16 protein-coding genes are annotated in these 25,269 nt (G+C 63.4%); 6 read left to right on the forward strand and 10 right to left on the reverse strand.

Going from position 1 to position 25,269, the window contains the following annotated elements:
- Positions 1 to 16 precede the first annotated feature (16 nt).
- The gene (locus tag ABD919_RS08130) at positions 17 to 1,972 is read right to left on the reverse strand and encodes a sensor histidine kinase (protein ID WP_345235491.1); all 1,956 of its coding nucleotides are present in this window, start codon (positions 1,970 to 1,972) and stop codon (positions 17 to 19) included.
- A 293-nt stretch (positions 1,973 to 2,265) separates the two neighbouring features.
- Between ABD919_RS08130 and ABD919_RS08135 the strand changes: the two genes are divergently transcribed.
- A complete protein-coding gene (locus ABD919_RS08135) occupies positions 2,266 to 5,916 on the forward strand; it encodes a T9SS type A sorting domain-containing protein (protein ID WP_345235492.1) in 3,651 nt (1,216 codons plus the stop codon).
- Between the two features lie 746 nt (positions 5,917 to 6,662).
- On the opposite strand, the gene ABD919_RS08140 is transcribed toward ABD919_RS08135, so the two are convergent.
- The 3 genes from ABD919_RS08140 to ABD919_RS08150 form a co-directional block, all read right to left on the reverse strand.
- Complete coding sequence (locus ABD919_RS08140; protein ID WP_345235493.1) at positions 6,663 to 10,292, reverse strand: reprolysin-like metallopeptidase; 3,630 nt, start codon at positions 10,290 to 10,292, stop codon at positions 6,663 to 6,665.
- A gap of 257 nt (positions 10,293 to 10,549) precedes the next feature.
- On the reverse strand, positions 10,550 to 12,502 hold the full coding sequence (locus ABD919_RS08145; RefSeq protein WP_345235494.1) for a DUF3857 domain-containing protein: 1,953 nt from the start codon (positions 12,500 to 12,502) through the stop codon (positions 10,550 to 10,552).
- A gap of 17 nt (positions 12,503 to 12,519) precedes the next feature.
- Positions 12,520 to 14,439: a DUF3857 domain-containing protein gene (locus ABD919_RS08150; protein WP_345235495.1), complete on the reverse strand. Its 1,920-nt coding sequence runs from the start codon at positions 14,437 to 14,439 to the stop codon at positions 12,520 to 12,522.
- A gap of 362 nt (positions 14,440 to 14,801) precedes the next feature.
- Between ABD919_RS08150 and ABD919_RS08155 the strand changes: the two genes are divergently transcribed.
- Complete coding sequence (locus ABD919_RS08155; protein ID WP_345235496.1) at positions 14,802 to 15,404, forward strand: autotransporter outer membrane beta-barrel domain-containing protein; 603 nt, start codon at positions 14,802 to 14,804, stop codon at positions 15,402 to 15,404.
- 140 nt (positions 15,405 to 15,544) lie between these two features.
- Here the strand turns inward: ABD919_RS08155 and ABD919_RS08160 are convergent, their stop codons facing one another.
- The 6 genes from ABD919_RS08160 to ABD919_RS08185 form a co-directional block, all read right to left on the reverse strand.
- On the reverse strand, positions 15,545 to 17,491 hold the full coding sequence (locus ABD919_RS08160) for a DUF3857 domain-containing protein (protein ID WP_345235497.1): 1,947 nt from the start codon (positions 17,489 to 17,491) through the stop codon (positions 15,545 to 15,547).
- Between the two features lie 41 nt (positions 17,492 to 17,532).
- A complete protein-coding gene (locus tag ABD919_RS08165) occupies positions 17,533 to 18,753 on the reverse strand; it encodes an MFS transporter (protein ID WP_345235498.1) in 1,221 nt (406 codons plus the stop codon).
- 890 nt (positions 18,754 to 19,643) lie between these two features.
- Positions 19,644 to 20,021 (reverse strand): TrbG/VirB9 family P-type conjugative transfer protein, encoded by a 378-nt coding sequence (locus ABD919_RS08170; RefSeq protein ID WP_345235499.1) that lies wholly within the window; start codon positions 20,019 to 20,021, stop codon positions 19,644 to 19,646.
- Between the two features lie 74 nt (positions 20,022 to 20,095).
- Positions 20,096 to 20,452, reverse strand: coding sequence for a hypothetical protein (locus tag ABD919_RS08175; RefSeq protein WP_345235500.1), 357 nt, complete (start codon positions 20,450 to 20,452; stop codon positions 20,096 to 20,098).
- Positions 20,453 to 20,687: 235 nt separating this feature from the next.
- The gene (locus ABD919_RS08180) at positions 20,688 to 20,849 is read right to left on the reverse strand and encodes a hypothetical protein (RefSeq protein WP_345235501.1); all 162 of its coding nucleotides are present in this window, start codon (positions 20,847 to 20,849) and stop codon (positions 20,688 to 20,690) included.
- A gap of 78 nt (positions 20,850 to 20,927) precedes the next feature.
- Positions 20,928 to 22,253 (reverse strand): cytochrome P450, encoded by a 1,326-nt coding sequence (locus ABD919_RS08185; RefSeq protein ID WP_345235502.1) that lies wholly within the window; start codon positions 22,251 to 22,253, stop codon positions 20,928 to 20,930.
- A 196-nt stretch (positions 22,254 to 22,449) separates the two neighbouring features.
- Between ABD919_RS08185 and ABD919_RS08190 the strand changes: the two genes are divergently transcribed.
- From ABD919_RS08190 to ABD919_RS08205, 4 genes are all read left to right on the forward strand, one after another.
- Positions 22,450 to 23,208, forward strand: a complete 759-nt coding sequence (locus tag ABD919_RS08190) for a DUF72 domain-containing protein (protein ID WP_345235503.1) — start codon at positions 22,450 to 22,452, stop codon at positions 23,206 to 23,208.
- Positions 23,209 to 23,261: 53 nt separating this feature from the next.
- Positions 23,262 to 23,486, forward strand: coding sequence for a hypothetical protein (locus tag ABD919_RS08195; RefSeq protein ID WP_345235504.1), 225 nt, complete (start codon positions 23,262 to 23,264; stop codon positions 23,484 to 23,486).
- Positions 23,487 to 23,835: 349 nt separating this feature from the next.
- On the forward strand, positions 23,836 to 24,204 hold the full coding sequence (locus tag ABD919_RS08200; RefSeq protein WP_345235505.1) for a CZB domain-containing protein: 369 nt from the start codon (positions 23,836 to 23,838) through the stop codon (positions 24,202 to 24,204).
- Between the two features lie 557 nt (positions 24,205 to 24,761).
- Positions 24,762 to 25,085 (forward strand): hypothetical protein, encoded by a 324-nt coding sequence (locus ABD919_RS08205; protein WP_345235506.1) that lies wholly within the window; start codon positions 24,762 to 24,764, stop codon positions 25,083 to 25,085.
- Positions 25,086 to 25,269: the final 184 nt, after the last annotated feature.

Below are 25,269 nucleotides of genomic sequence, written 5' to 3' on the forward strand. Positions count from 1 at the left end.
CAAGACCGGGCCTTTGTTAGCGCGGGGCCGGAAACCACAGCTGGGCCGTGGTGCCCGAGCCCGGCTGGCTGAGCAGCTCCAGCTTGCCGCCGTGCCGGCGCATAAACAGCTGGCATAGGCGCAGGCCCAGCCCGGTGCCCTGTTCGCCGCGCACGCCGGGGCGCCGCAGTCGCTTTTTGCCATTTTCAGGGCCCAGCAGCGTGGCAATGTCGTCGGGGCTGATGCCGGGGCCGGAGTCGGTAATGCGCAGGTACTGGCCGTCATCCCCGGCGGGCTCGGCGGCGAGCAGCACCGTGCCGCCGGTAGGCGTAAACTTTAAGGCGTTGCCGACGAGGTTGCGCAGCACGGTGCGCAGCATCTGCGGGTCGGCCCAGAGGGTGGCGTCTTCGGCCACGGGGGCCACGCGCAGCTCCACCTGGTTGGCCAGGGCCGTGGTGCTCCACAGCGAGGCGCACTCGTTCAATAGCAGGGCCAGGGGCTGGGGCGAGGGCTGAAAGCTGAGCTCGCCGGTCTGGCTGGCGGCCCAGTGCAGCAGGTTGTCGAGCAGCTGATTCACGCTGGTGACGGCCTGCGACACCAGCGGCGGCAGCTGGGTGAGCGCGGCCAGGTCGGCCCGGCGCAGGTAGTAGGCTATCATGTTGCCCAGGCCGTCGAGGGCCTGCACGGGGCCGCGCAGGTCGTGCGCCACCAGGGCGTAGAGGCGGTCCTTGGAAGCGGCCAGGGCCGCCAGCTGGGCCCGGCTGCGGCGCAGGCGCCAGTACAGCACCCCGGCCACGGCCAGAGCCAGGCCCACCACGCCCAGCACGGCGGCCAGCGTCCAGAGGCGCTGCTGCTGGCGCTCGGCCTCAACCTGACGCAGCTTTTGCTGCTGGGTAAGCTCGCGGATGCGGGCTTCCTTGCGCTCGGTTTCGAAGCTGACCTGCAGCTGGGCCAGGGCCGCCCGCTTTTCGGCGCCCAGCGCGGTATCGCGCAGGGCGTAGGAGCGGCGCAGTGTCTGGAAGGCTTCGTGGCTGCGGCCCTGGGCGTCGAGGGCCTGGGCCAGGGTTTCGGCGGCATAGGCCTCATCCACGGGGCTGCCCATGGCGTGGGCCGCTTGCTTCGACTCCCGGGCCAGGGCGGCGGCCGTGGCGGCGTTGCCGGCGCTCAGCTCCAGGTTGGCCAGGTGCTGCTGCCGGGTCATCACCAGACGGGCGTCGCCTAGCTCACGGAAGCTTTTCAGGGCCAAGCGCTTGTAGTAAAGCGCCGAGTCGAGGCGGTGGTTGAGGTCGGCCAGGTCGGCCAGGGCATCCCAGGCATTGGCCAGGTGGCCCCGGTAAGACCGTTCGTCACCGGTGGCGCGCAGCTCCTTGGCCAGGCGGATGTTCTGGCGGATGCAGTAGCGCATGCGCTCAATAAGCGAATCGGGCCGGGTGCTGGATTCCTGCAGCTGAAATGAGTAGCCGCCTGTGAGGTTGGAGTAGCCATAGGCCAGGATGCGCAGGCGGCGGGGCGTGGGCGGCGCCGACTCGGCCAGGCGCACGCCCTGCCAGAAGTAACGCCGGGCTTCGGCGTAGTTCCCTTCGGCCCCGGCGATGTTGCCCAGGTTGGTGAGGGCCTGCGCCGCAAACAGGGGCTCGGCCGGAGGCTGCAGGGCCTTGCGCATAAGCTCCTGCGCATAGCGCGCGGCGGCGGGATAGTCCTGCCGCCGGTAGTTGGCCAGGTTGAGCACCGAGAGGAAGGTGAGCTCCTTTTCGCGGCTGCGCAGGCGCTGGGCCAGCTGCAGTCCTTCGCGGGCGTAAGGCTGCACGTCCATTTCCGGTGGGGCCTGCGAGCAAAGCTGCAGCAGAATGTTGAGCCGGTTGGTGTCGGCCGGGGCGGTGGCCAGCAGGCGCCGCAGGCTGTCGGTAGCCGGAGCGGAGGCCGGCACCTGCGCCCAGGCCGTCTCAGCCAGCAGCCCAGTGGTGAGCAAAAGGGCAAGCAGAAGGGAGCGCATATCTAAGGTGTTCAACTTGGGTGAGATGAAGCCATCCCTGCAAAGCTAGCGATGCTTACCCTGCTTTGGGCAATGGCCAGCGGCCAGCCGAAAAAATGGGAATAGCCGGACTGGAAGACCGCCTGGCTCATGGGTCGAAATACCGGTTTCACCGTCGGAAAACCCTGACTCGCCGATTCGCCTTAGTCTGGGCTGTGGAAAATCGGGAAATTTGTGCTTGTTTCTACTCTCTCTCATCTTTATTCTCTGCAGTTATGACTGTTTTTACCCCATCATCCCGACAATGTAAGCTGTTGAATATCCTGTGCCTGGTATTGCTGCTAAGTGGCTTCAACCTGTTTGTAGCGCAGGCACAGACGCCTACGTCTGGCCTTATTTTCAAGGCGGCCACGGCGGGCACGCCCGGGGCGGCGGTGCTGGACCCCAACGGCGACGGCTACGTTTCGGCTTCTTCAGCCGGCTTTTCAACTACTGACCTGGGTACGGCCAGCGAACTGCCTTACCGCTACCTGCCGCAGGTTATCTCGCCCCGCGAGCCGATGTCGGACCTGCGCGTGGGTCCCAACTTCAAGTTCACCGACTTCGCCGACTATGCCTTCCCCAACGGTGGCCACTCGGTAGGCTTTTACGTCGACGCCAACAACAACTTCATGTTCCGCTTCCGCCTGGGCGGCGCGGCGCCCAACTCCAAAGGCTACAGCATTGCCATCGATACCGACGGCAAGTTTGGCTTCAGTGGGCCCGATGCCGACCCCAACGCGGTGGTGGGCAACCCCGGCTTTGAGATGGAAGTGCTGCTGGCCAGTAACTTCGGCGTGCGCCTCTACAACATCGACGGCACGGCCAACCCCTCCGACCCCGGCCTGGTGCCCGGCGGCGGCCCCGACGGCAGCATGGTGGAGCTGCCCTACAACAGCTACGCCCAAAAAGCCATTGCCTTTACCAACAACGATGGCACCCTGGATGTGTTCTACGACTTCTACATCCCCCTGTCCGTCATTCAGGCGGAGTTTGGCTCGCGCACCTACTTCGGTACCAGCGGCACGGCCACACCCTTTTCGCTCAGCACCCCGCTGCGCATGGTGGCCAACACCATCATTGCTCCCCACAGCGTAACCAAGTACCAGAACATCTCCGATATCAGCGGCCTGGACAACGTGCCCAACTCCGATACCGGCTTTATCAACCTGATTGGCGGCACTACCCCCACCTCGGGTGGCTCCCTGCCCCCCGGTACCACCATTCCGGCCCGCACCGCGACGCCGACCGTGAACTGCCCGGTGCTGCGCGGGGCCACCACCGTCAGCGGCTCCTCTACCGAGTCCGTGGGCACCGTCATCACGGTGTTTGTCAACGGGGTGGCGCAGTCGCCCACCACCACGGTACAAAGCGGCGGCACCTGGTCGCTGACCGTGGCGGCCATGCCGTCCGGCGCCCTGATTACGGCCACGGCCCTGGCCACGGGCAAGTCGCTGTCGGCCACTTCTACGGCCTGCCAGGCGTCTATTGCCGGCCAGAGCGCTTGCTCTACCCCGGCACCAGCAGCTCCCATCTGCTTTACGGACAAGAACATCGGGGGCTTCGCGCCCACCAACTCCTACGTGTACCTACGCTTCCCCAACGGCACCCTGGTACCGGCCCGTAACGGCGCCGGCGCCCTGGCCGGCTCTCCCCAGGACCCCACTTCCAACGTGATGTTCAACCCCGTGCAGGCCATTCACCCGGCCCCGAACGGCACTACTGCTCCCGCTGGTAGCAGCTACTACCAGTTCACCAGCCCGGGCGGCAACATCGGGCAGTGTAACTCAGGCCAGCAGAACGCCTTCGGCGGCGTTTACATGGTGTCGGTGGTCGTACCGGGTGGCACCTGCGAATCGGCGGGCACGCAGGTGTGCGCCGGCACCACCACCACGGCACCCGTGCCCACGGTAAGCACGTCCCCCATCACGACCACCACCACCAGCATCACCGGTGCTACGGTGAGCGGCGCCACGGTGCTGCTCTCGGTCGATGGCAGCCCCTTCAGCCAGGTGGCCGCCGTGGGTACTTCCTTTACCTTCTCGGGCGCCAGCCTGCCCACGCTCACCCTGGGCCGGGTGCTGAGCTTCCAGGCCAGCGTATCGAGCGGTGGCAGCAGCTCCTGCATGTCGGCCGCCGTTACGCGGACCGTAGTGAACAACCGCACCGTGGTGCCGCCCATCGTGAACGACCCGCTGTACCCGGGCGCTACCACCGTGACCGGCACTTCGGTAGAAGCCCCCGGCTCGGTTATTACCGTCACCATCTTCACCGGGCTGAATGCCACTGGAACGGCCACTACGCTTAGCGCCACCGCTACCGTGCTGGCCGATGGCAGCTGGACGCTGAGCGTGCCGGCTCTGGCCAGCAACAGCAGCGTGCGGGCCACCGTGACGCCGGTCGACTACAGTGCCAGCGCCCCTTCCAACGTGGTAAACGTGGCGCCGCGCACCAGCTTTGTGCCCACCATTACGAATGCCTACACGGAAGGCAATACCTCCGTTACCGGGACGGTGCCGGTGAACACGCCCATCGGCACGGTTATTACGGTGTACATCGACGGCTCGCCCCTCACGGCGGCCGACGGGGTAACGCCCCTGACCGTGACCACCACCACTACGTCGAGCACCACGCCCATCAGCTGGACGCTGAGCGGGCTGAGCAGCACGCCTTACCCCGCTCTCTATGCCGGCGGCATCCTGACGGCCACGGCCACCGCCCCCAGCCGGACCGAGAGCATTTTCTCTAACCAGGTACCTGTAGGCTGCGTCACGTTCCAGAACCGGACGCTGAGCACCAGCGCCATCTGCGCCGGCAACACGGCCACCATCACCGTGGCCAACGTGGAGCCTGGTGTAATCTACACCCTGCAGAACGCCACCACCGGCGCCAACCTGGCCTCGTCGAAGCTGGGCATCGGCACGGGCACCAGCAGCCTGAGCTTTACCACGAACGCCGTGTACACGACGGCCGGCAGCTATCCGCTGCGCATAAATGCCTTCTCCCTGGGCGCAATTGAGTGCTCGGCTACGGCAGGCACCGCGAACCTGACGGTGAACCCGCTGCCGCTTACCCGTACCATCAATGCGCTTAACCCCACCATTACGGAGTACCGCGCCGCATACTATGGTACCAACATCCTGGTAGATGCTTCACAATTTGGGGTGAACTACCAGCTTGTACAAACCAACGTGACACCGAACGTGAACATAGGGCCGGCCAAGCCGGGTACGGGTACCACCGTGGAGCTGCCCACTGGCCCTATCTCCACTACCTCCAACAGCACCACTTTTGCTGTGATTGGCACCAACCCCACCACGGGTTGTACCCAAGTGGTAGGCAACCGCACCGTGAACTACACGGGCCCGCTGCCCGTGGTACTGACAGCCTTTGACGCCACGCTCAAGAACGGCGCCGCCGTACTGACCTGGAATACGGCTTCGGAAAAGAACAACGACCATTTCCGGGTGGAGCGCTCCCTCAACGGGCAGGAGTTTGTGGCCGTGGGCCAGGTGGCCGGTCAGGGCACCAGCAACCAGCCCAAGGCCTACACCTTCACCGACCCGAGCATTGCCCGTCTGGGCAGCGCCAACGTGTACTACCGCCTGCAGCAGGTGGATACCGATGGCCAGACCTCGGTATCGCCGGTACGCTCAGTAGCGCTGCCTGGTGAGCTGGCAGCAGCGAAGGTGCTGCTTTACCCCAATCCGGCTACTTCTACCGTAACGCTGAGCCTGGCCCAGCTGCCGGATGGTATGTGCCAGGTACAGATATTTGGCCTGGCTGGCAAGCAGGTGCGCACCCTGGCGCTGCCCGCCGGCCAGACCCACGAGCTGGACATCAACGGCCTGCCCGCTGGCGTGTACCTGGTAAAAGTGCAGAGTGCAACCGGTACCCAGACCCAGCGCCTGGTGAAGCTCCGCTAAGCCTGATACAGGCATAGCCTGTTACATAGAGCTCCCCGCCTCAGCGCCCAAACGGGCAATGGGGCGGGGAGTTTTTTGTTGCGGGTCTGCAAGCTAATCAGGTAAGCTAGTGCTAAGAAAGCGGCCAAAAGTAGTGGTGCATCCAGCCCCGGCAACCGCAGCCCCGACCTCGAGCCTGCTTGATGCACAGAGTCTGGCGGAGAGGGGGAGCCAGATGTGAGTGTCGGAATGGGCACCCCACTCTGCCGGCTTCGCGCATGAAGCGAACCTGGGCCAGGGGTGAGGTTGCCGGGGCTACGCCTTATACCTTTTTGGTTTTGCCAGTTACTTATAGGATATGCGCAACATCGCTTCTTCTATATTCCCGCAGTGGACTCATTCAAAAATGCGCATTGCTCGCAGTGTTGTTCATTCAATTTGAATGAACACTGCGAACACTGCGGGAAACAGGTGCTGTAATAACAAGGTGTGTAAGCCCTGACTTTTCAGCACGTCTGGTTCCCTCTAACATTTGAAAAGGTAATGTTGGGTATTACAGCTCAAACAGTACTCCTGGGAACGGGTCTGGCTCGCGTCGCGGCTAGTCAGGTGTTCCCAAGGGAGGAGCGCAGCTGTTATCGGTTCAGGAGCCGCCTGCTCCCGTCTGGGTGCATCCGCCCTGCCTGGTGGCGGGCGGTACACGGGTGAACAATAAAAAAGGCGGCTCCCCAACCAGGGAGCCGCCTTTTTTAGTTAGGCAGTTGCTGTTACTGCTTCAGCAGGCGCTGCACGGCCGTGCCCTCGGGCAGGGCAATGTGCAGCTGGTACACGCCGGGAGCAAGCTTGCTCAGGTCGAGGCTGTGCTGCAGGGCCGCACCGTTTTTGCTGAGCTGAGTGCTGGCTACCGTACGGCCCAGGGCGTCGGTTACCGAGATGGCCACGGCACCGCGCTGGGCGTTGTCGATGCTCACGTTGAACAGGCCGGTGCTGGGGTTGGGGTACACCGCAATGCCCATCTGCTCGGTGCTCTTCTGGGTGCCAAGGGCGTTGGCCTCGTTGGTCCAGGCAGAGCAGCCGGCCGAGTTGCAGGCCCGCACGCGGTAGAAGTAGCGGCCGCTCACCGTCACGAAGTCGGAGTAGGCGCCATCGGTAGTCGTGGCCTGCGAGGGAATGGCCAGCGTGGCGAGCAGGGCGAAGTTCTGGTTGGTGCCGAACGAGCGCTGCAGCTCGTAGTAGGTGGGCGTGCCGCCCGCCGTGTTCGACGTAGCCCAGAAGGCTTCTACCGTGGTGCCCGAGTTGTTGCGCGTGCCATTCGATACCTGCAGCACGTCCGGCGCGGCCGGCGGCTCCGACAGGGTGCACAGCTCCAGGCTCCAGGCCGTGAGGCGGGCCGTGCCGGTGGTGGCCATGTTGGTGATGGTCAGCGTCCAGTTGCCGGCGGCGGTATTGCCAGCCAGGGCTACCAGCGGGTTGGCCGGGCGGGCCGTGGCGCCCGTGCTGATGGGGCAGGCAATGGCGTTAGCCGCCAGGTCGTCGAGGTTGATGCTGATGTTAGCCGTGTTCGGGCAGGTGCCGGGGGCCAGCACCACCACTTCTACGTTCTGGGGGTTGCGGAGCTTAATCTCCAGGTCGCTCACGTTGGGGTGGGTGATGGTGAGGTTGCTCAAGCGCACCTCGCTTACCCGCTCGCTGCTGCTGATGGTAATAATAGACGTAGCCGAGGCACCCGCGTTAGCCAGGACCGTGCGGGGCACGTTGGTCGCTACCGTGGTATTGCAGGCCTGTACGCCCGTACGGAACGTCTGCGTGGCTGAGTAGGGCGCCGTGGCGCAGGGGCTCACGGCCCGCACGCGCCAGTAGTACGTGGTGCTGGGGCTCAGGGCCATGGTGGGCTGGTAGCTGTTGGTGGTGAGGCCGGTGATGGGGCCGCCAAATACAGTGGCACCCGCCGCGAACGTGGCACTGGTCGATACTTCCAGCTCATAGGTTACGGCGTTTGGCACGGCCGTCCACACAAAGCGCGGGCGGTAAGCCGTGGTGGCCGAGCCCTGGGCGTTGGGCGACTGAGCGACGGCCGCTGCCGTAGCCGCCGGCTGCACCGTGAAGCTCAGCGAGGTGCTGTGCGTGGTGCTGCCGCTTACGCCGGTCAGCGTGAGGAAGTAGGTGCCGGCAGCCGTGCCGGGAGCCGCCGAGATGGTGGCGTTGGTGTTGTTGCCGGCCTGTATGGTCGTGCTGCCGTAAGTCACGGTGATGCCCGCGGGCAGGTTGGCGGCCGACAGCGTGACGGCGCCGGTGAAGCCCGTAATCTGGCCCACGTTTACCGACGTGGTAGCCGCAGCACCCGCGCAGGCACTCAGGGGCGTAGTGGTGGCAGCAGGGGCGAGGAAGAACGTCGGACCGTTGTTGCCTTCGATAACGAAGTTCTGGTTCGAGATGTCGAAGAAGCCGTTAGCCGTGGCGCGCACCATCACCCGGGCCGTGGTGGTGGCGGGCGTGCTCAGGGGCACCGTAATGGCCTGGGCGCCGTCGTTGGGCGTGTTGCTCAGCAGGGTGATGGGATAGGTGTAGCCGCCATCGGTCGAGAGCAGGATATCCACGTTGGCAGCGCTGATGGGCGCGGCCGTGGTGCCGGCCACGTCCCAGCTTACCTGGGCCGGGGCGCCGGCCTGCCAGATGATGTTGCTCGTGTTGGGCTGCATCACCAGGAAAGGACCTGCGGTAGCAACTACTTCCACCTGGTTGGCCGCGTAGTCGACGCCGCCGCCGCCCACGCGGTTGTCGCGGGCAATAAAGCGGAAGTTCATCGTGCGGCTGTAGGTGGGCAGGCGCTCACCTAAGGTGGCGGTGTTGTTCACGATGTCGCTCATGCGCGGGAAAACGCGGGTGGGCGAGGTGGTGGGGGCAAAGGCGCGGAAGAGGGGCGCGTTGCCGGTGGGGTTGTTGATGCTGGTCAGGTTGGGCGTGCGGTCGAACTGCTGCCACTCGTAGGTCAGGGCGTCGCCGTCGGCGTCGGTAGCCGAGCCCGTCAGCATGAAGGGCGTGCGGGCCGGAATCACCCGGTTGGGGCCGGCGTTGGGCACGGGCACGCTGTTGTTGGTGGCCGTTACCACGCCGCAGTTGCCGGCGCCGTTGATGTGGAACAGGATTTCGTCGAAGCTGTGCGAGTGGAAGTAAGGGTCGCTGTAGTTCTGCACATCTTCGGGCGAGCAGATGCCGGCATAGGCCATGATGGTGGTGCCCGAGCCGGGCTCGTAGGCAGCTACTTCGGCGCGGGTGCCGTTGGGGCCGGTGCAGTTGCCGGCAGTCGAGGCGTTGAAGGTGTGGTTGCCGTTGAACTGGTGGCCCATCTCGTGGGCTACGAAGTCGATGTCGAAGGCATCGCCGCGGGGGTTGGGCAGGCCGGTTACGCCGCGGGCCTTGCCGCTGTTGATGCACACCGAAGGCTTCTGGGCGATGCCGCCGCCGCCGGTGCTGAACACGTGGCCGATGTCGTAGTTGGCGTTGCCAATCACGCGGTCGATGTTCTGCTGGTTTTGGTTCAGCATCTGCGAGCCGCTGCTGTTGGTGTAGGTGGGGTTGGGCACGTTGGGGCCGCCGTTGGTAAATACCAGCGAAGAGTTGTTGTTGACCAGCACCAGGCGCACGGCAATTTCCTTTTCGTACACGCCGCTCACGCGGTTTACCGAGGCCACCATGCCGGCCAGGGCGCCCATCACGGTGCCGCCGTAGGTGTTGGCGTACTCGGGGGTGCAGGCCAGGGCCAGGCGGTAGGTTTTCAGCTGGGTGCCGTTGGGCTGGCGCTGCAGCACCACGGGCGCAGTGGCCCGCGGGGTGTTGGGCGTGTCCGTGTCGTCGCTCATCAGGCAGCGGAAGCCTACTACCGCCGTGTTCATGGCGCTTTTGCTGAATACCAGGTGGTGCACGTCGTCGCCGAAGCGCCGGGCGGGGTCGATGTAGAACGTGCCCTGGGCACCGATTACCATGGCGTGGAAGCCGTTGGGGCTCACGTCGAGGCGGGCAATGGCCGACGGGTCGTCGATGCCCTGGCCCTGGTAGGTTTTGATGGAGGGGTACTCCGCCGCCAGCTGCGGCGCCATCACCGGCACCTGCGTGATGCGGAAGCGCTGCGAGCCGCCCTGGGGCGTAGGCAGCGACACCACCACGTTGGAGTTGCGGGCGCCGGCTCCTTGTTCGGCCGGGGCGGGCAGCAGGGCTGCGCGCATGGCGGCCATGTGCACTTCAATGGGGCGGTAAGTGCGCAGCGCGGCCGTTACAGAAGAAGCTTCGGCCGGTACGTGCGGGTTATCGGCCCACAGTACTTGTTGCGCCATGGCTCCCAGCGGCGCTACCACGGTAAGCAGGCCAGCCAGTGCAATGCGCTGCCACGAACGGGGCATCACAGGTAAGGTTTGAAACATAAGTGAAGAAAAGAGAAATGAGTGGGTGTGGGGTTTAGGCCTCTAAAAGTAAGAATTTTTGCAGAGAGCGGGGAAAAGGCGAGAAAGTCGAAAACACGGTAAAGAATAATTTTAGCTCGCCATGCTGGCTGAACAATAGACCAGTAGCGCAAGGTTGTCGACGGTTTCGCCCAAACTATGGTATTACCGAAGTCGTTCCCCAACCAGTATTAATTCAACATTCTACTCTAGAAATTCTAGCTTTCCGTTTTCACCAGTACCACCTGCGCTTTGTCGGCAATACTGATTTTGCGGCGGAAGTCGACATAGCCGGCGTAAGCCGTGCGGGGCAGGCGCCCGCGCTTCAGCTCCACGCGGCGGATGTATTGTACCGTGCCGTCGGGCAAAGACCGGAACTCGCTGGAATAGTTGCCGTAGGCCGAGCTGAACTGCACGGCGGTGGGCAGCGTCTCGGCCTTGAAGCTGGCGGGCAGGTGCAGGCGCACGGTGTCGGCATGCAGGCTGGCGCGGGGCAGCAGCACGTCGGCCTGCCGCTCGCCGGCGAGTGCGGGCAGGGCCGGCAGGCGGCTCAGCAGGTTGGGGTTTACAAACACGCGCTTGCCGGCCGGCGGGGCAAAGCCGGGCAGGCTCAGGCCCAGGGTTTCCACTACGGCGGGCAGGTGGGCGCCGGCCGTGGTGGCGGCCAGGTTAAACTTGGTGAGCGTGAAGGTGGGCAGCTTCAGGCGCTCGGTTACGTACTTCTTCTGCTCGGCCGGCGACAGGGCGTGCAGCAGCTGGGCGTAGTGGTCCTGCTCCTGGCCGGTGCGCAGGGTGCGGGCCGTGGCGGTAGCGCCGCCCAGGGCATCCAGAAACACGTCGATGCGCCGCTCCAGGCGGTTTTCCTGGGCCCCGTAGCGGGGCGTGGCCACCAGCTGGCCGCCGGTGGGCGTCAGCAGCAGGGCGTGGCGGTTGCCGGTGAAGCTGCCCATGTAGCCAAAGGCTTCGGTCTGGCTGGTGCATTCCAGCCACAGCGTGTCGGGGCGGGCGCCCTTGGTCAGGGGCACGCACACAATAACGTGGTTGAACTGGGCGCTGGGGAAGTCGGGGCGCACATCGGCCTCCTCGTCGCCCGCGCCTACCAGGGCCACGTAGGCCGGCACGCCGGCCGCCGCCAGCATGGCCTTGGTGTAGTTGCTCAGGGCTTTGCAGTCGCCGTAGCCGCTGCCGGCCACGGCCGTTGCCGGAAACGTCTGCCAGCCGCCCAGGCCCAGCTGCACCGAGATGTAGCGGGTGCTGCTTTGCAGCAGCTCGTACACCCGCTGCACCCGGCTGCGCTCGTCGGGGGCATCTTTCACCAGGGCGGCCACCTTGGCCTGCGTGGCGGGCGGCAGCACGTCGCGCCCGGCATTCAGCTCGTAGTTCCACTTCCCCAGGCTCTGCCAGCTGTCGGCGGTGCCGCGGTAACCCTGCACCTCGAAGGCGCCGGGGGCCAGCACCACGGCCGGGGCCAGCTCTTCCAGCGGCGGCGCGGCTTCTTCTTCCTCCAGGGCGGGCAGGTTGCTCAGCTCCCACTGGTACACTTCCTGGGTGCCGGCTACGCTGCGCTGCACCTTCACGCCGGCCGGCAGCTGCCGCTCCTGGTAGCGCAGGGGCATGGTGGGCGGCATGGTTACCCGCAGCCTAGCTGACTCCACGGCCAGGCCTTCGGATTTCTGCGGCTGCCAGTCGGGGTAGAACAAGGTGTTGTCGGACACGATTTCGTAGTCCATCTCCACTGTGTAGGGCGTCTGGGGCTGGCGCAGGTCGGCGTAGCGCACGCGCACGTCGCTCATAAAGTTGCTGCCCTGGCTGCCCACGCCCTGGTCGCGGATTTCAGCCGGGCGCAGCTGGTGCAGCAGGCGGCCATTGGCATCGTACACGGCGCCGCGCAGGTAAGACAGGCTGTTGAGGGCATCGTAGCCCACGCCCAGGCCGCCAAAGTCGTCGCCGGCGTTGTCGAGCACGGTAATAACCCGGTGCACGGTGTGCACCAGCCGGCTGGCCGATTTAACGACCACGGCCTCGTCGTGCGCCCGTACCACGGCGTGGGCGCCTTCGCGCAGGCTGGCCGGGATGGCGGATACTGGGTACTTGGGCTCCGGGGCCGTGGCCCGGCGCGGCGCAGCGCCGCTAAGAGACAGCAGCGCCAGCAGGGGTAGAAGGGTTTTCATGAGGGCAGCGTAGTAGGTTAGGCTTTTTTGCGGATGACCAGCTTTTCGGCCTGCTTGGCCAGCATCAGGCGGTAGAACTCGCGCAGGTGCTCGTATTCGGCCGCGGCGTACATGGGCTTGCGCAGGTACATGCGGCTGGTAAGCTGCACGGTGCCCTCGGTGCCCGTCACCGAGTACATAAAGCGTCCGCCATCTTCGGGCAAGTCCACCACGGCGGCTTTGGGTGACTCGCTCAGCTCGTAGCCGGCCGGCAGGGTCAGGGTCATCATGATGGTTTCTTCCTGGGTGGTGCCGAAGTCGACGGGGTAGGTGCGGGTGTCAAGGCGAAACGGGTTTTCGTCGCTGCCAAACCCATCGAGCAGGCTGAGGTAGAAGCTGCCGCCCGCGGCATCGCCCCCGGCCTGGCTGAACTCATACTCAAGGGCCAGGGGCTTGGCCAGCTCTTCGCGGGCCAGCACCGTGAACTTGGGCAGCGTCCAGCTGCTGTGCTGCCCGGCAAACTGGCTGCGGTACTTGCCGTCGCCCAGCTTCTGCAGCTCGGCCCGCACCTTGGCTCCGGTATAGCCGCCAAACTCCTCGCGTACCGTGCCGCTCATGCTGCCGTCGGCGCTCAGGGTAAGGCGGGCCTGCTGGTAGTGCACCCGCCGCTGGCTGGGCTTGATTTCAATCCAGCGCGACTGCCCGGGGCTTTTCAGCAGCAGGCGGCCGGTGTAGCTCAGGCAGCGCTCGGGCAGGGCGCCGCTGGGCAGCAGGGGGTCGGTGGCATCCACAAACAAGTCTTTGCCGTCGGCCAGCGCCACGTGGGCTACTACGTAGTTGAAGCGCGAGAGCAGGGGCAGGGCCTCGTTCAGGCGGCCGTGGTCGCGGGTGCTGAGCAGCACCGGGTTGGCCTCAATCTGCGCCGCCCGCAGCGCGGCAATCAGCAGCAGGTTGATGTCGGCCGCATTGCCCTGGCGCACTTCGGTAAAGGTGCGCTTCAGGGGCGCCGTGGTGTAGATGCTTTCGTACTCGTTGTACTTCACCGCCTGCTGCACCATGGTCCGGATGGCGGCTACCTTGTCTTCGAGGCGGGTAGTGGCGGGCAGCTTGGCCAGGGCTTCTTTGAGGAAGCCACCCCGGTCGAGCTGTTGGCCAAAATCATCGTCCTGAAGCAGCTCCCGGTCGAAACGGGCCCAGTCGAAGGTAATGCCATTGCCCAGGCCGTTGGGAAACCGCACGCCCGCCAGCTCAAAGTCCAGCCGGGCCACAAAGTCGCGCGCCGTGGTAATGAAGGGCTCGGGCACAAACGCCGGCACGTTTTTCATGGCCCAGCGGTACTGCCAGGTTCGTACCGCCTGGTTGCCGAAAAAGGTGCTGCCTTCGCTTTGCTCCCGCAGGGAAAGCGGCAGGTAGCCTTGCATCAGCGTCCGGTAGTCGAAGTATTCGGGGTAGGAGGCCCGGTATTCGCTCCAGCGCACCGGAATGGTGTGCTGAAACTGCCAGTCGGGCAGGTTGAAGAAGTTTTCCGACACCACCGAGTACGAGAACTCAATAACCGAGCCTTCCCGCACATTGGGCATGGTAAACTTGCGAATCCGGATGCGCTTGTTCACGTCATCGAAGTACTTGCCGTCGCTTTCCAGCTTATCCTTCACCACCTGGCCATTCACCAGATTATAGGTGAAGCCCCGCAGGCTCGACATCTTTTCACTGGCATTGGCCAGCGGTACTTCCACAGTGGCCCAATCGAAGCCGGACTTTTTCAGGATTTTGATGCGAGTGGTGCGCTCAAATACCAGCTGCAGCTTCTGGTTGGCGGCCACATCGACGCGCGCCGTGCCATAATCAGACAACATAACTGCTTCGGCGGCGCTGTCGGCCAGGAAGGGGGCGGGGGTGAGGTCCTTGGCGTCGAGCTTGCCAAACTTGGCCGGCTCGTTCTGAGCCTGGGCGGCCAAGGCAGTCAATAAGCCAGCTATCAACCAGATAAGCCGGAGTGAAGGTAGAGAGGCAAGCATCGAATAGCTTAAAATTAATGAACGGGATGGTGCTTAAAAAGCTAAAATTATGAAAAATATAGCTCTTTTCTAAAGCAAGGCAACTTCCGCAAGTAGTGCTTTCGTCATGGAGGCCAGCAGGGCGGCCAGCCCGGGCGGCGGCGGTACCGGAGCCGGCAGGCAAAACCGGCGAAAGCCTGAGCCCGCGGCAGCACGTGCTGCCGCCCGGTCTACCTTTGCCGCGTCCATTTTGACCATTGTGCAGCACCGGTACTAGCTTCATTCATAGCCCATTCTTCTATTCAATAACCCCATTTTTCTTCATGCTTACTTTAAAAACCTTTAGCGCGGCCCTCGGCCTGTCGCTGCTGGCAGCTTCAACTCAGGCCCAGGTAACAGCTACCCCCGCGCCCGAGCGTCACTACCCCAAGTCGTCGATTGGCCTGAATGTGGGCTGGGGCGCCCCCTATGGCTTCGGGGCCGACTTCAGCTACATGGTGACCCCCAACCTCGACCTCAACGCCGGCCTGGGACTGGGCGTGGGCTTCAAGGCGGGGGTGGGCACCCGCTACTATTTTATGCCCCAGCGCAAGCTGTCGCCCTTCGTCGGCCTCAACCTGACCCATACCACGGGCATTGCCGAGTTCGACCTGACGTTGAACGAAAACACCATGCAGCAGGAGCGCACGCGCCTTAGCTTCAAGCCTTCCAACCAGCTGCACCTGCGCGGTGGCGTGCGCTGGCAGCCCACCCTGCGCTTCGCCATGATAGGTGCTCTGGGCTACGGCGCCCGCCTCACCGGCAACCCCGTGGTGTACGCGCCGGGCTATGCCCCCACGCAGCAAAGCAACCGCGACCTGGTCGATGCCATTGCGCCGGGTGGCGTGGAAGTATCGGTGGGCGTGGCCTTTGGCCTGGGCCGCTAAGCCGGGGCGCGGGCAGCCCTCACTCTGCCGCAGATTTCAGGCTTTTGTACGGGTTCCTGCCGTGCCACCCCACCCCTGGCCCCTCCCCAAAAGGGAGGGAGCCTGACGCCCTGCACCTACCTGAAAACGGCATTAGCAGGCTAGCCTTTCTTTACAATCAGCTTCTCTGCCTGCTTTTCCAGCAGCAGGCGGTACAGCTCGCGCAGCTGCCCGTACTCGGCCGGGCTGTACTGGGGCTTGCGCAGGGTGAGGCGGCTGCTGAGCTGCACAGTGGAGCCCGACTGCGTAGTGCTGCACACAAAGCGCCCGCCGTTGTCGGGCAGGTCCACGGCTTTGGAGCGGGGCAGCTCGGCCAGGGCATAGCCCGGCGGCAGGCTCAGACTGATGACCAGCATCTCTTCGCGGGCCATGCCGAAGTCGACCGGAAAGGCGCGGGTTTCGGCCCGGAACGGGTTGGAAGGGATGCCGAAGTCCCGCAGGGGGCTGAGGTAAATCAGGTCCAGGGCCTGCTTGCCGGTGCTGGGCAGCGTCAGGCGGTAGCTCAGGGCCAGGGGCAGGGCAGCGCTGTCGGCATTACTCACCTTCAGGCCTTCATACAGCCAGCCCGCGTGCTGCCGGGCCTGCTGCTGGGAGTAGCTGCGCTCGCCCTGCTCGCGCAGCTCGCGGCGGGCCTCGGCGCCGGCATAGCCGGCAAACTCCTCGTGTACCTGGCCCCGCAGGGTGCCGTCGGCGCTGAGCTGCAGCTCCACCCGCTGCAGGTGGGTGTGGCGGTGGCGGGGGCGCAGCTCAATCCAGCGCGAAGTGCCGGCCTTGTCCCCAATCAGGCGGCCCTGCTGGTTGAGGCAGCGCTCGGGCAGCATGTCGTAGGGAAGCCGCGGGTCGGTGGCGTCCAGCACCAGCTCCTGCCCATCAGGCAAAGCCACGTGGGCCGCCACGTAGTTGAACTGGCTGAGCAGGGGCAGGCTGGCCCGGATGCGGCCGTGGCTGCGGGTGCTGAGCAGCACGGGGCTGGCCTGGAAGCCCGCCGCGCGCAGCGCCGCCACCAGCAGAAAGTTGACGTCGGCCACGTTGCCCTGGTGGGTTTCGAGGTAGATTTTTCGCAAAGGGGCCGAAGCCTGCAGGCGCAGCTCGCCGGTGCAGCGCACGGCCCTGCCCACCAGGGCGCGCACCGCCGCCAGGCGCTGCAGCTCATTGCCCGCCGCCGGGGCCGGCAGCCGGGCCAGGTCGGCTTTGAGAAAGCCTGCGGCGTCGAGCTGCTGCCCCAGCTCGGGGTCGTGGGTGATGAAGTAGTCAATCTGCTCCCAGGAGCGGCTCACATCCTGGCCGTCGTAGTTGGCCAGCTCGAAGGTCAGTCCATCCACGTAGTCGGCCGCGGTGGTCATGTAGGGCTCGGTACGCAGCGCCGGCACGTCGCGCATGGCCCAGCGGAAGCGGGGCGTGAGGCTGTGCTCGCCGGCCTTCTCTTCCAGGGCCAGCGGGTACTTGCTTTGCAGCAGTATCTTGTACACAAACTGGTGGGGCATGGCCGCCCGGTACTCGCTCCAGCGCACCGGAATGCTGTGCTGAAACTGCCAGCCGCGAAAGCTGAACACGTAGTCGGACAAGAGGGTGTAGCGGTACTCGATAACCGAGCCCTCGCGCACGTTGGGCAGGGCAAACTTGTGCAGGGAGTACAGCGCCGAAACCCGGTCGGTGAAGACGCTGCTCTCGGGCAGGGCCTGGCGCTGCACCTGCCCGCCGACGAGGTTGTAGGTGAACCCCTGCAGGTTGGTAAGGCGCTCGGCGTGGTCGGCCTGCTCGTGGCGCAGCAGCACTTCCACCTTGCCCCAGTCGAACCCGGCTTTTTTCAGAATCTTGATGCGCGTCACCCGGTCGAATTTAACCTGGGTGCGGGCGCCTTCGCCCACGATGCTGGCCATGCCGTAGTCGCAGAGGATGACGGCTTCGGCGGCGCTATCGCCCGTAAATGGTGCCGCCGACAGCAGGCGGGCATCCAGCTGGCCAAAGGCTAGGGGCTCGGGCTGGGCCTGGGCCTGCCCGCCCAGGGTCAGCAGCAGGAGAGTGGCAAGGATGTACAGGTAGTTCATATAGGGCAGCAGCGGGTAGAAAGGAAAAGAAAGGCGGGACGCTACACCAGGTCTTCGGCGGCCACCGGCTCCGGCTCTACCGCCGGGGCCGGGGCCGGCTTGGTCGACAGCGTGAGCAGATACACCAGGGCGGCCAGTGTCATCAGCAAGCTCAGCCCGTGCACCCAGGGCAGGCGCTCGGCTTTGTTGACGTAAATCCAGCCGGCGGCCAGGGCGCCCAGCCCGATGCCCACTTCCAGGGCAATATAGAGCGTGGCCATGGCCCGCCCCCGGTAGGCGGGGTCGCTGAGGTCGACGCCCCAGGCCAGCAGGGTGGGCGACACCAGCCCCGTGCCCAGGCCAAACAGCACGGCCGCCACGAGGAAGCCCGTGGGGGTGGTCCAGCCCGCCAGCAGTGCCAGCGACAACGCCACCACGGCCACCGACCAGCGCAGCACCCGCACCCGCCCGTAGCGGTCGGAAGCCCGCCCGGCGGCCAGCCGGATGGCCAGGGCGGCAATGGTGTAGCTGGTGTAGAACAGGCCTTTGCTCGACAAGCCCAGCAGCTTGCTCTGGTCGGGCACCACCGTGAGCACGGCGCCAAAGGGAAACAGGGCCAGCACCATCACCAGGGCCGGCACCAGCACACGGGGCTCTATCAGCTCGTCGCGGTGCAGGCGCAGCAGGCCCGGCCGGAACTTCTGCCGCTGGGCCGGGGCCAGGGTTTCGGTAAGGGTGCCCTGCACCAGCACCGACAGCAGGGCCACGCCCGAGGAAGTGTAAAACAGGGCGTTGATGGAGAAATGCTCGCCAATCCAGGTGCCCAGCATGGGGCCTACGGCCATGCCCAGCGTGCCCGTCAGGCCCACCAGGCCCATGGCTTCGCCGCGCCGCTCGTCGGGCACGATGTCGGCGATGTAGGCCGCCGTGCCCGTGGGCTTGAAGCCGGTGCTGAAGCCGTGCAGCAGGCGCAGCCCCAGAAACGCTACCACCGTCTGGGCAAACGGGTAGGCAAAGCCGCAGAGAAAGCACACCAGCGAGCCGAATATCATCACCGGAATGCGCCCCACGGTATCGGACAGCTTGCCGCTGAAAGGGCGCGACAAGCCGGCCGTGAGCGTGAACAGCGCGATGATGTAGCCTTTGTAATTGCCACCGCCTAAGTGGGTCAGGTGGTCGGGCAGCTCAGGTAGAAGAAGATTAAAAGAAAGGAAAAACAGGAAGGACGACAGGCACATCAGCCAGAAGCCAAGGCCATAGGGGCGGGAGGAAGTAGCGGGCATGAGTGCCGCAAAGGTCGGGAATTATGGTGGGGTGGCTGCGGAGTGGAATGGGTTTCCAGTGTGAGCTTAACGCAACTAAACTCGCGCCAGGAGGCCGAGGGACTTTTTTGTGCCCATAAAAGCCCAGGTTTTGGGCGGACTGGAGTAGTTTAATTAATTCTAGTGTGGGTTTACGAAACGCATCAACTCCTCCAGTTTCGTAAACTTTGATTCGTAGACGAGTTTCTTGAACTCCCTAGTCTTGCAGCGGCCCGCTGGCATTTGGGGCTGGCCAGCCGCTGGCAGTTTATGGTAGGGAGCGGTACATTAGGCATTGCTTTGTGCTTATGCCTCTCTTCCGATAACAGCGGTGATGTTTAGAATAGCTTATGCGCTGCTCGTCTTTCTTGGTTGCACTTCGTGTATTCTGTTCACTTTTGTGGGGGGCAGACCCTCGTTGGCAGCGTATACGTTGCAGGCTGGCCAAGCCCGTGCCTTGCGGGCTGCCGACAGCCTAGCTACTGCCACGGGCAACCTGCGACGGCTGCGGGACGGCACCGGCTACGACGCAGGAGCCCACCGACTATTGTACTTGGTGACGCAAGACATCTGCTTCAGTATCCGTTTCCGGGGCGATTCAACCGGCTGGAACGGCCGGCCGGGGACGTCCCACCTAAGCGTGGATTTTGTCAAAACAGGCGGCACCCCATTCAACGGCGGGCAGAAAAGAACGCCGGCGGAGAAAGCCCAATTAGCTGCTGCCATTCGTACCGTCGAAACCGCGTTTTTGGAACCCCTTCGAAGCGCCCTGCGGTGAGCGAGAGCAAATAAGGTTCGTGCCCTACTGGAATCAGAGTCGTTCAGATTAACAGTGCTGCCCTAAACTTAGCCCCGTTTGGTAAAAGGAGCATTTACTTGGCAGGTGCGTTTTTGCTTTGCCAGTACCGTGCGTATTCCTCGGTTAGCATGCCGCCCGGGACAAATCGGTCCGGCGAAGCGCCGTAGGTCTGGACCGCATACGCGACGGCTTCCTCGACCGAATCAAAAGCTATACTTTCCTCGGCGTCGGGGTCCAACAGCGAAAACTCGGGCACCTGCTGCCACTCCTCATCGCCTTCATCGAATGACTCCATGTAGGTAACGCTATACCGGTGCCGGTCTTCTTGGGCTAAGTAGAGCCACTGGATGGCCGTGTAGCCATCTGCCTCAGTGTGGCCTAGCCATTGTTCGGCTTCCTTGCCAAGGTGAAGCCGGGCTTGTAATTCGAGACGGGAAAGGTACAAAGCCACGCGAGCGGACTATAATTAAAGGTTTAGCAAAACGGTGGTGCCCTAAACTTAAGCCTGTTTATAGTAAAGAGCGTTTAGGGTAAGGCAACGATAATGGTATCGGGGTGATTTCCGAGCTGGCTTACCGTGTCGCGCAGCACCAGGGTTAAGCGCGAGTTGTTGGTCAGCCAGCACGTATCGAGGCAATTGTAGCGCTCGTAATCGCCCAACACGCGCTCCGGTTGCTTTGCCGGTTGTTGGACGACTTGAATGGCTGCCTGAACGGTCGCGTTGGACGGGCGATACACCACCCGAACCTGATAGCCTTTTGCCGGTATAGGGCGTACCCACAGGGTGCGGGCGGGCGTGTCCAGCAGGGATAGGTTGCCACAGGCACTGACCAGCACCAGCACACTCCCAAGCCAAACGCCGCGCAGCCGTTGTGTTGTCATCGGGCCAAAAGTAGGTTCCCTGGGGCCTTGGTAAGCACAGAGCGCTGCCTTTATTGAAACGGTGCTGACCTAAACTTGAGCCCATTCAGTTTAAGGAGCCTTTTGAACTATCATCAAGGGTTCATCCACCTTATGTTGTAGTCGATGGCTTCCGTAAGCTTTTCCATTACTTCCCTTCGCAACGGCAGCTTACCGCTTTTGACCTCGCTACTTACGCTGGAAAGGAGCGAGGTTACTACTCCACCATTGGCCAAGCTGCCTTGGTAAAAAGGAAGTTGTCATTGGTGACCAGAAAATTAAAACCTTTTTTAACCTTAACCGAATCCGGCAACAGGGCCACTACGCGCAGGTATTTTACAAACAAGGCGGATAGGCAGGCGGCTTCTGGTTTGTTCACCGAGCTGTAGGTCCCCAAAGCCTTGCTGGGAATGAGTTGCAGTGCCTGGTCACGGGTCGAGGGGGGCCGCCGCAGCTGCTACACTGTTTCCAGCACTATCGGCAAGCCATCTTTGGGGTGCTGAATGGGAATACTGGCAAACTCAACCTGGTAGCCGGCGGGCAGCTGCCAGCGGAACCGACGCAGCAGGTGGTGCATAACGAGCTTGACCTGCATCTCGGCGAACGCGAAGCCCAGGCAAAAGTGCTGCCCCGCGCCAAAGGGCGCGTACCCGAACGGACACTTCCGGTGCTCGGCGCGCCCGGCTGCAAACCGCAGCGGGTCAAACTGGTCGGGTGCGGACCAGTGAGTGGGCGTGCGGTGGTTGTGGTAGAGCAGCACGCTGACGTGGGTGTGCGCCGGAATGGTATAGCCTTCGTACACCAATTCCTGCGTGGTGTAGCGCGGAATGAGAATCAGGGGCGGGTGCAGGCGCAGCGACTCGTCCATCACGTAGCCCAGCTGCTCCAGCTGCGGCAGATGCGTCGGCTCCAGCCCCGCGGGGCCGGGGCACACGGCCTGGCTTTCGGCGCGCACCTTGTCCTGCCATTCGGGGTGAGCGGCCAGCTCGTACACCATGCTGGTGAGGGTGCTGGCCGTGGTATCGTGGGCCGCCATGAGGAAGAAAATCAGGTGGTCCACGATTTCGGCGTCGGTGAGGCGGCGGCCGTCGGCGTCTTCGGCCTGGCTCAGGTGGCTGAGCATGTCGGTGGCCGGGGCCTGGCGGCGCTCGTGCAACACGCGGCCGAAGTATTCCTGCAACAGCTGCCGGCCCTTCATGCCCCGCCGGTACTGGGTAAACGGCAGGTTGAACGGGACGAGCGTGGTCGCCGCGGCAACCAGGTCGGCCATGGCTTGGCTGAGACTGGCCAGGTCCTGCGAGAAATCCAGGTCGAAGAACACCTTGCCGGCCAGCTCCAGGGTAAGCGCCTTCACGGCCGGAAATACCCGCAGCGGGGTTTGCTCGCCCCAGGCCGCCAGCCGGCGGTCCACAATGGGCGCCATCACCTCCAGGTACTGCCGCATCGGCTCCTTTTTGAACGCCGCCTGCAGAATGCCCCGGTGTTGTTTGTGCTCCTCGCCGTCGCGCAGCATCAGGCCCCCGTGGAACAGCTCGCCGATGGGAAAGCGCCAGCCCTCCTGGCTGGAGCAGGAGCGGGCTTGTTCCACCAGCACGAACTTGTTGGCCTCGGCCCCGAGCAGGTACACGCCCGTGCGCCCAAACAGCCGCGCCTTGAACACGTTGCCGTACCGACGCTGTTTCTTGTTGAACAAATCGACGGGGCGGGTCAGGAACCCGAGCGTGTCGCCCACAAGGGGCATGCCTAAGGAACCGGGGATGCGACGAAGGGCAGCAGAAGACATTCGGAAGGAGCAAGAGCAGCTGGCGGAACCCAGCAGCCCCGAAGCTAAGCGGTAATGCCGGAACGTTATTCCGCGCCGGGTAGCCCGGCGCTGCTTATCGAACCGTGCAGGTGACGAGCAACCCGTAGATGACATGGAGTAAAACGCCGGGGCAGCGTGGCACGTTAGACCACGAAACTCCCGTATAATTCCTTCCATGCCTGCCCTCCTTGGCACCCTGCGCACCGGCACCAGCGGCATCGTTGTGCCCGGCCCCAAGGCCACCTTTCCGGCGGCCTACCAGGCGACGAGCCGCCTCACCTACTATGCCACCCTGTTTAACTCGGTGGAGATAAACAGCACCTTCTACCGCATCCCCCAGCCCAAAACGTTTGCGGCCTGGGCCGCGGAAACCGGCCCTGCCTTTGACTTTACCATCAAGCTGTGGCGCGATATAACGCACACCAAGACGCTGGCCGAGGACCTCTCCGGCATTGCCCGCTTTCTAGATGCAGCACGGGAGTTGGGCCCCAAAAAGGGATGCCTGCTCATTCAGTTCCCGCCCAGCAACACCATTCGTCAGCTAAGGGCGGTCAGTGCGTTATTGCAGGCGCTGGCAGCGGCAGACCCCGCCCACGAGTGGCGCAAGGCGGTGGAGTTTCGCCACCCCAGCTGGTATGACGATGATGCGTTTGATATGCTGGACCACCACGGCGCCAGCCTCGTGCTGCACGACAAAGGTCCCGCCCGAAACGCCCAGCTCAACGAGGGGGCAGACTTTGTTTATATGCGCTTCCATGGCCCGAAGGGAAACTACCGGGAGTCCTACGAGCGCGACTTTCTGCACGACCAGGCCGAGCAGATACACGACTACCTCCAAGAGGGGAAAGACGTGTATGCCTACTTCAACAATACCATGGGCGCCGCTTTTGAAAATGCCCAAGACCTGTACCGGCTGGTAGCGGAGCGGGCGTGAGCCGAACGACGCGCGTCCGGGGGTAGGGTGGTGCTGGTTTCCAGGGCCAGGTCGTGGTAAACCACGGCGCGGGCTTTTTCAAAGGCCGTGGCACCGAGGGCCTCCATGCGGGGCTGCTGGTCGTGGCCGGGCATGCCGTGGTTGACGGGGTAGAGCACCTCTTCCTCTTCGACGACGCTGATGAAGGAGAGGTGCAGGCGGAAGATTTGAGCGTTATTCAGGCCTCGTTGGCGGACACGACCCGCGACGGGCGCAAAATCTACCTGCACCGCCGCTGAAACCGGGCCGCGGCGTGGAACAGCTCTTTCACCCAAACGAGGGGTGTTGTGACCTCACGAAAGAAGCCGGCTTTGTTTCCGGGTCGGCCAGTACGTGGAACGGTTGCCTGCTGCCGAGACTAGCGGAATCCGGATGTCCGCAGCCTTGTTTACGCGCCCAATGTCTAACGGGGGCAACAGCAGTAACTGTAAAACTTTCCACTATTTTTGTAAGAAGAAAAACTCGGCATGGTCTTGCAGCAGCTTCTTTTTCGGTTCCTCGGGCGAGTTGGAAGCCGCTGAAGGTTCGGTGAGGTAGCTGCCTGATTTCGGGCGCATTGCACACGCGGGGGTTGTGGATTTAATACCTATGAGTGACAACTTCAAGCGGGAACTTGATGCCGCACGGCTTAAGCACATCCTCTTCAAAGCCAAGTTGCGCTCCTTCCTGTACGGCGGCGGCACCGACGAAGCGCCCGTGCGCGATGCCGACGTGTGTGCCTTGGGTCAGTGGATTAACACGGTCGCGCTGCCCCAGTTTGGCCACCTGCCGGAAACGCAGCAGCTCGATCAGGTGCACCGCCGAGTGCATCAGGTTGCTAACCAGCTGATGGACCTCCACCAGGCCGGGCAGTCGGAGCAGGCGCTGCGCGGTTTGAGCACCATCACCCCCATTACCGACGAGGTGTTGCAGCTGATAAATGCCATTGAGCAAAAGGTGCGCGAAGAGGCACGTTAACGCATCGGGTTGCTTCTGGCCTTTACCGCCAGGCTTTTGCCCACCTGCTTACGGGCTTCCTGGTCATCGTCTGGTGTTTGACCAGTCAGCACGCATTTGATTACTCAAACGATAACCGCTTGATTAGTCAAGTCCTTTGCTTTATTGCAACTTCGCCCTATTGGGTTACAATCCGCAACCACCGGCAGACGGCGGGCTCCTGGGGCCGGATACAGGTCCAACGCTTTTACTACCGTTCCCCGGCGGGGCTGGTTCCCTTGTCCTCCGGACAGAGGTGCTACAAAAGCATCACGGGTTGGCAGCCCGACAAGGAACGCCGAGGCGTCTACAGCTTCTACGTTACGAGCACAGCCCTTACCGAGGAAGAGAGGCGGCGCGATGCCTTCCCGGACAACTATCTGCTTACTACCACGCACGGCAGGAACAGTAAGCGGTTTGCCTGCTAGAGGGGGCTGGTTTTCTTCCGACCTTTGCTGCCGCACCGGGGAGCCGAAAAACGGGCTGTTTTCTTAGCCAGTCGTTGGTTTTAGCTTGTTGGGCCTACTTCTTCCCTCTGCATGATACCGTCGCTGGTCAACTCTTCCTATAACCAACCATTAGCTGTCAATACAGCCCTTTTGGTGCTGGTGGGGTGCACCCTGCTTCCCCTCTTGCTGGGAGCCACAAACGCAGGGAACGACCACCCAATTGACAGGATTTTCTATTTTCTGGTTGCGGCGCTATTAGTGCCCGCAATTAACGCTTGTTTCTTCCTGTATTCGCTCGCTAGCCGCAAGTGGACGCTTGCTGTTATCTACGGTACGCTTACTGTTGTATTTCTCCTGATTGCAAAAGCAGTGGCGTCGTTCACGGCAGGGGCATTTCAGAAAGTTGGCGGATGAGGTAAGTTCACCCAAAGGGTCAGTCCTTGAACGCATTCAGTTCAAAGTAAAGCGGCGGTGAGTGTGGCCATCTGGCTGCTCACCTGCTCCGCGGCCACGTGGGGCAGGAAGCGGTCGGGGCCGGAGGCGTGGCGGTTGCGCTTGAGCAGCTCGGCATCGAGGCCGGGGGTAGCCAGCAGAATGT

The organism is Hymenobacter saemangeumensis (genome assembly GCF_039541835.1).
GTDB classification, from domain to species: domain Bacteria; phylum Bacteroidota; class Bacteroidia; order Cytophagales; family Hymenobacteraceae; genus Hymenobacter; species Hymenobacter saemangeumensis.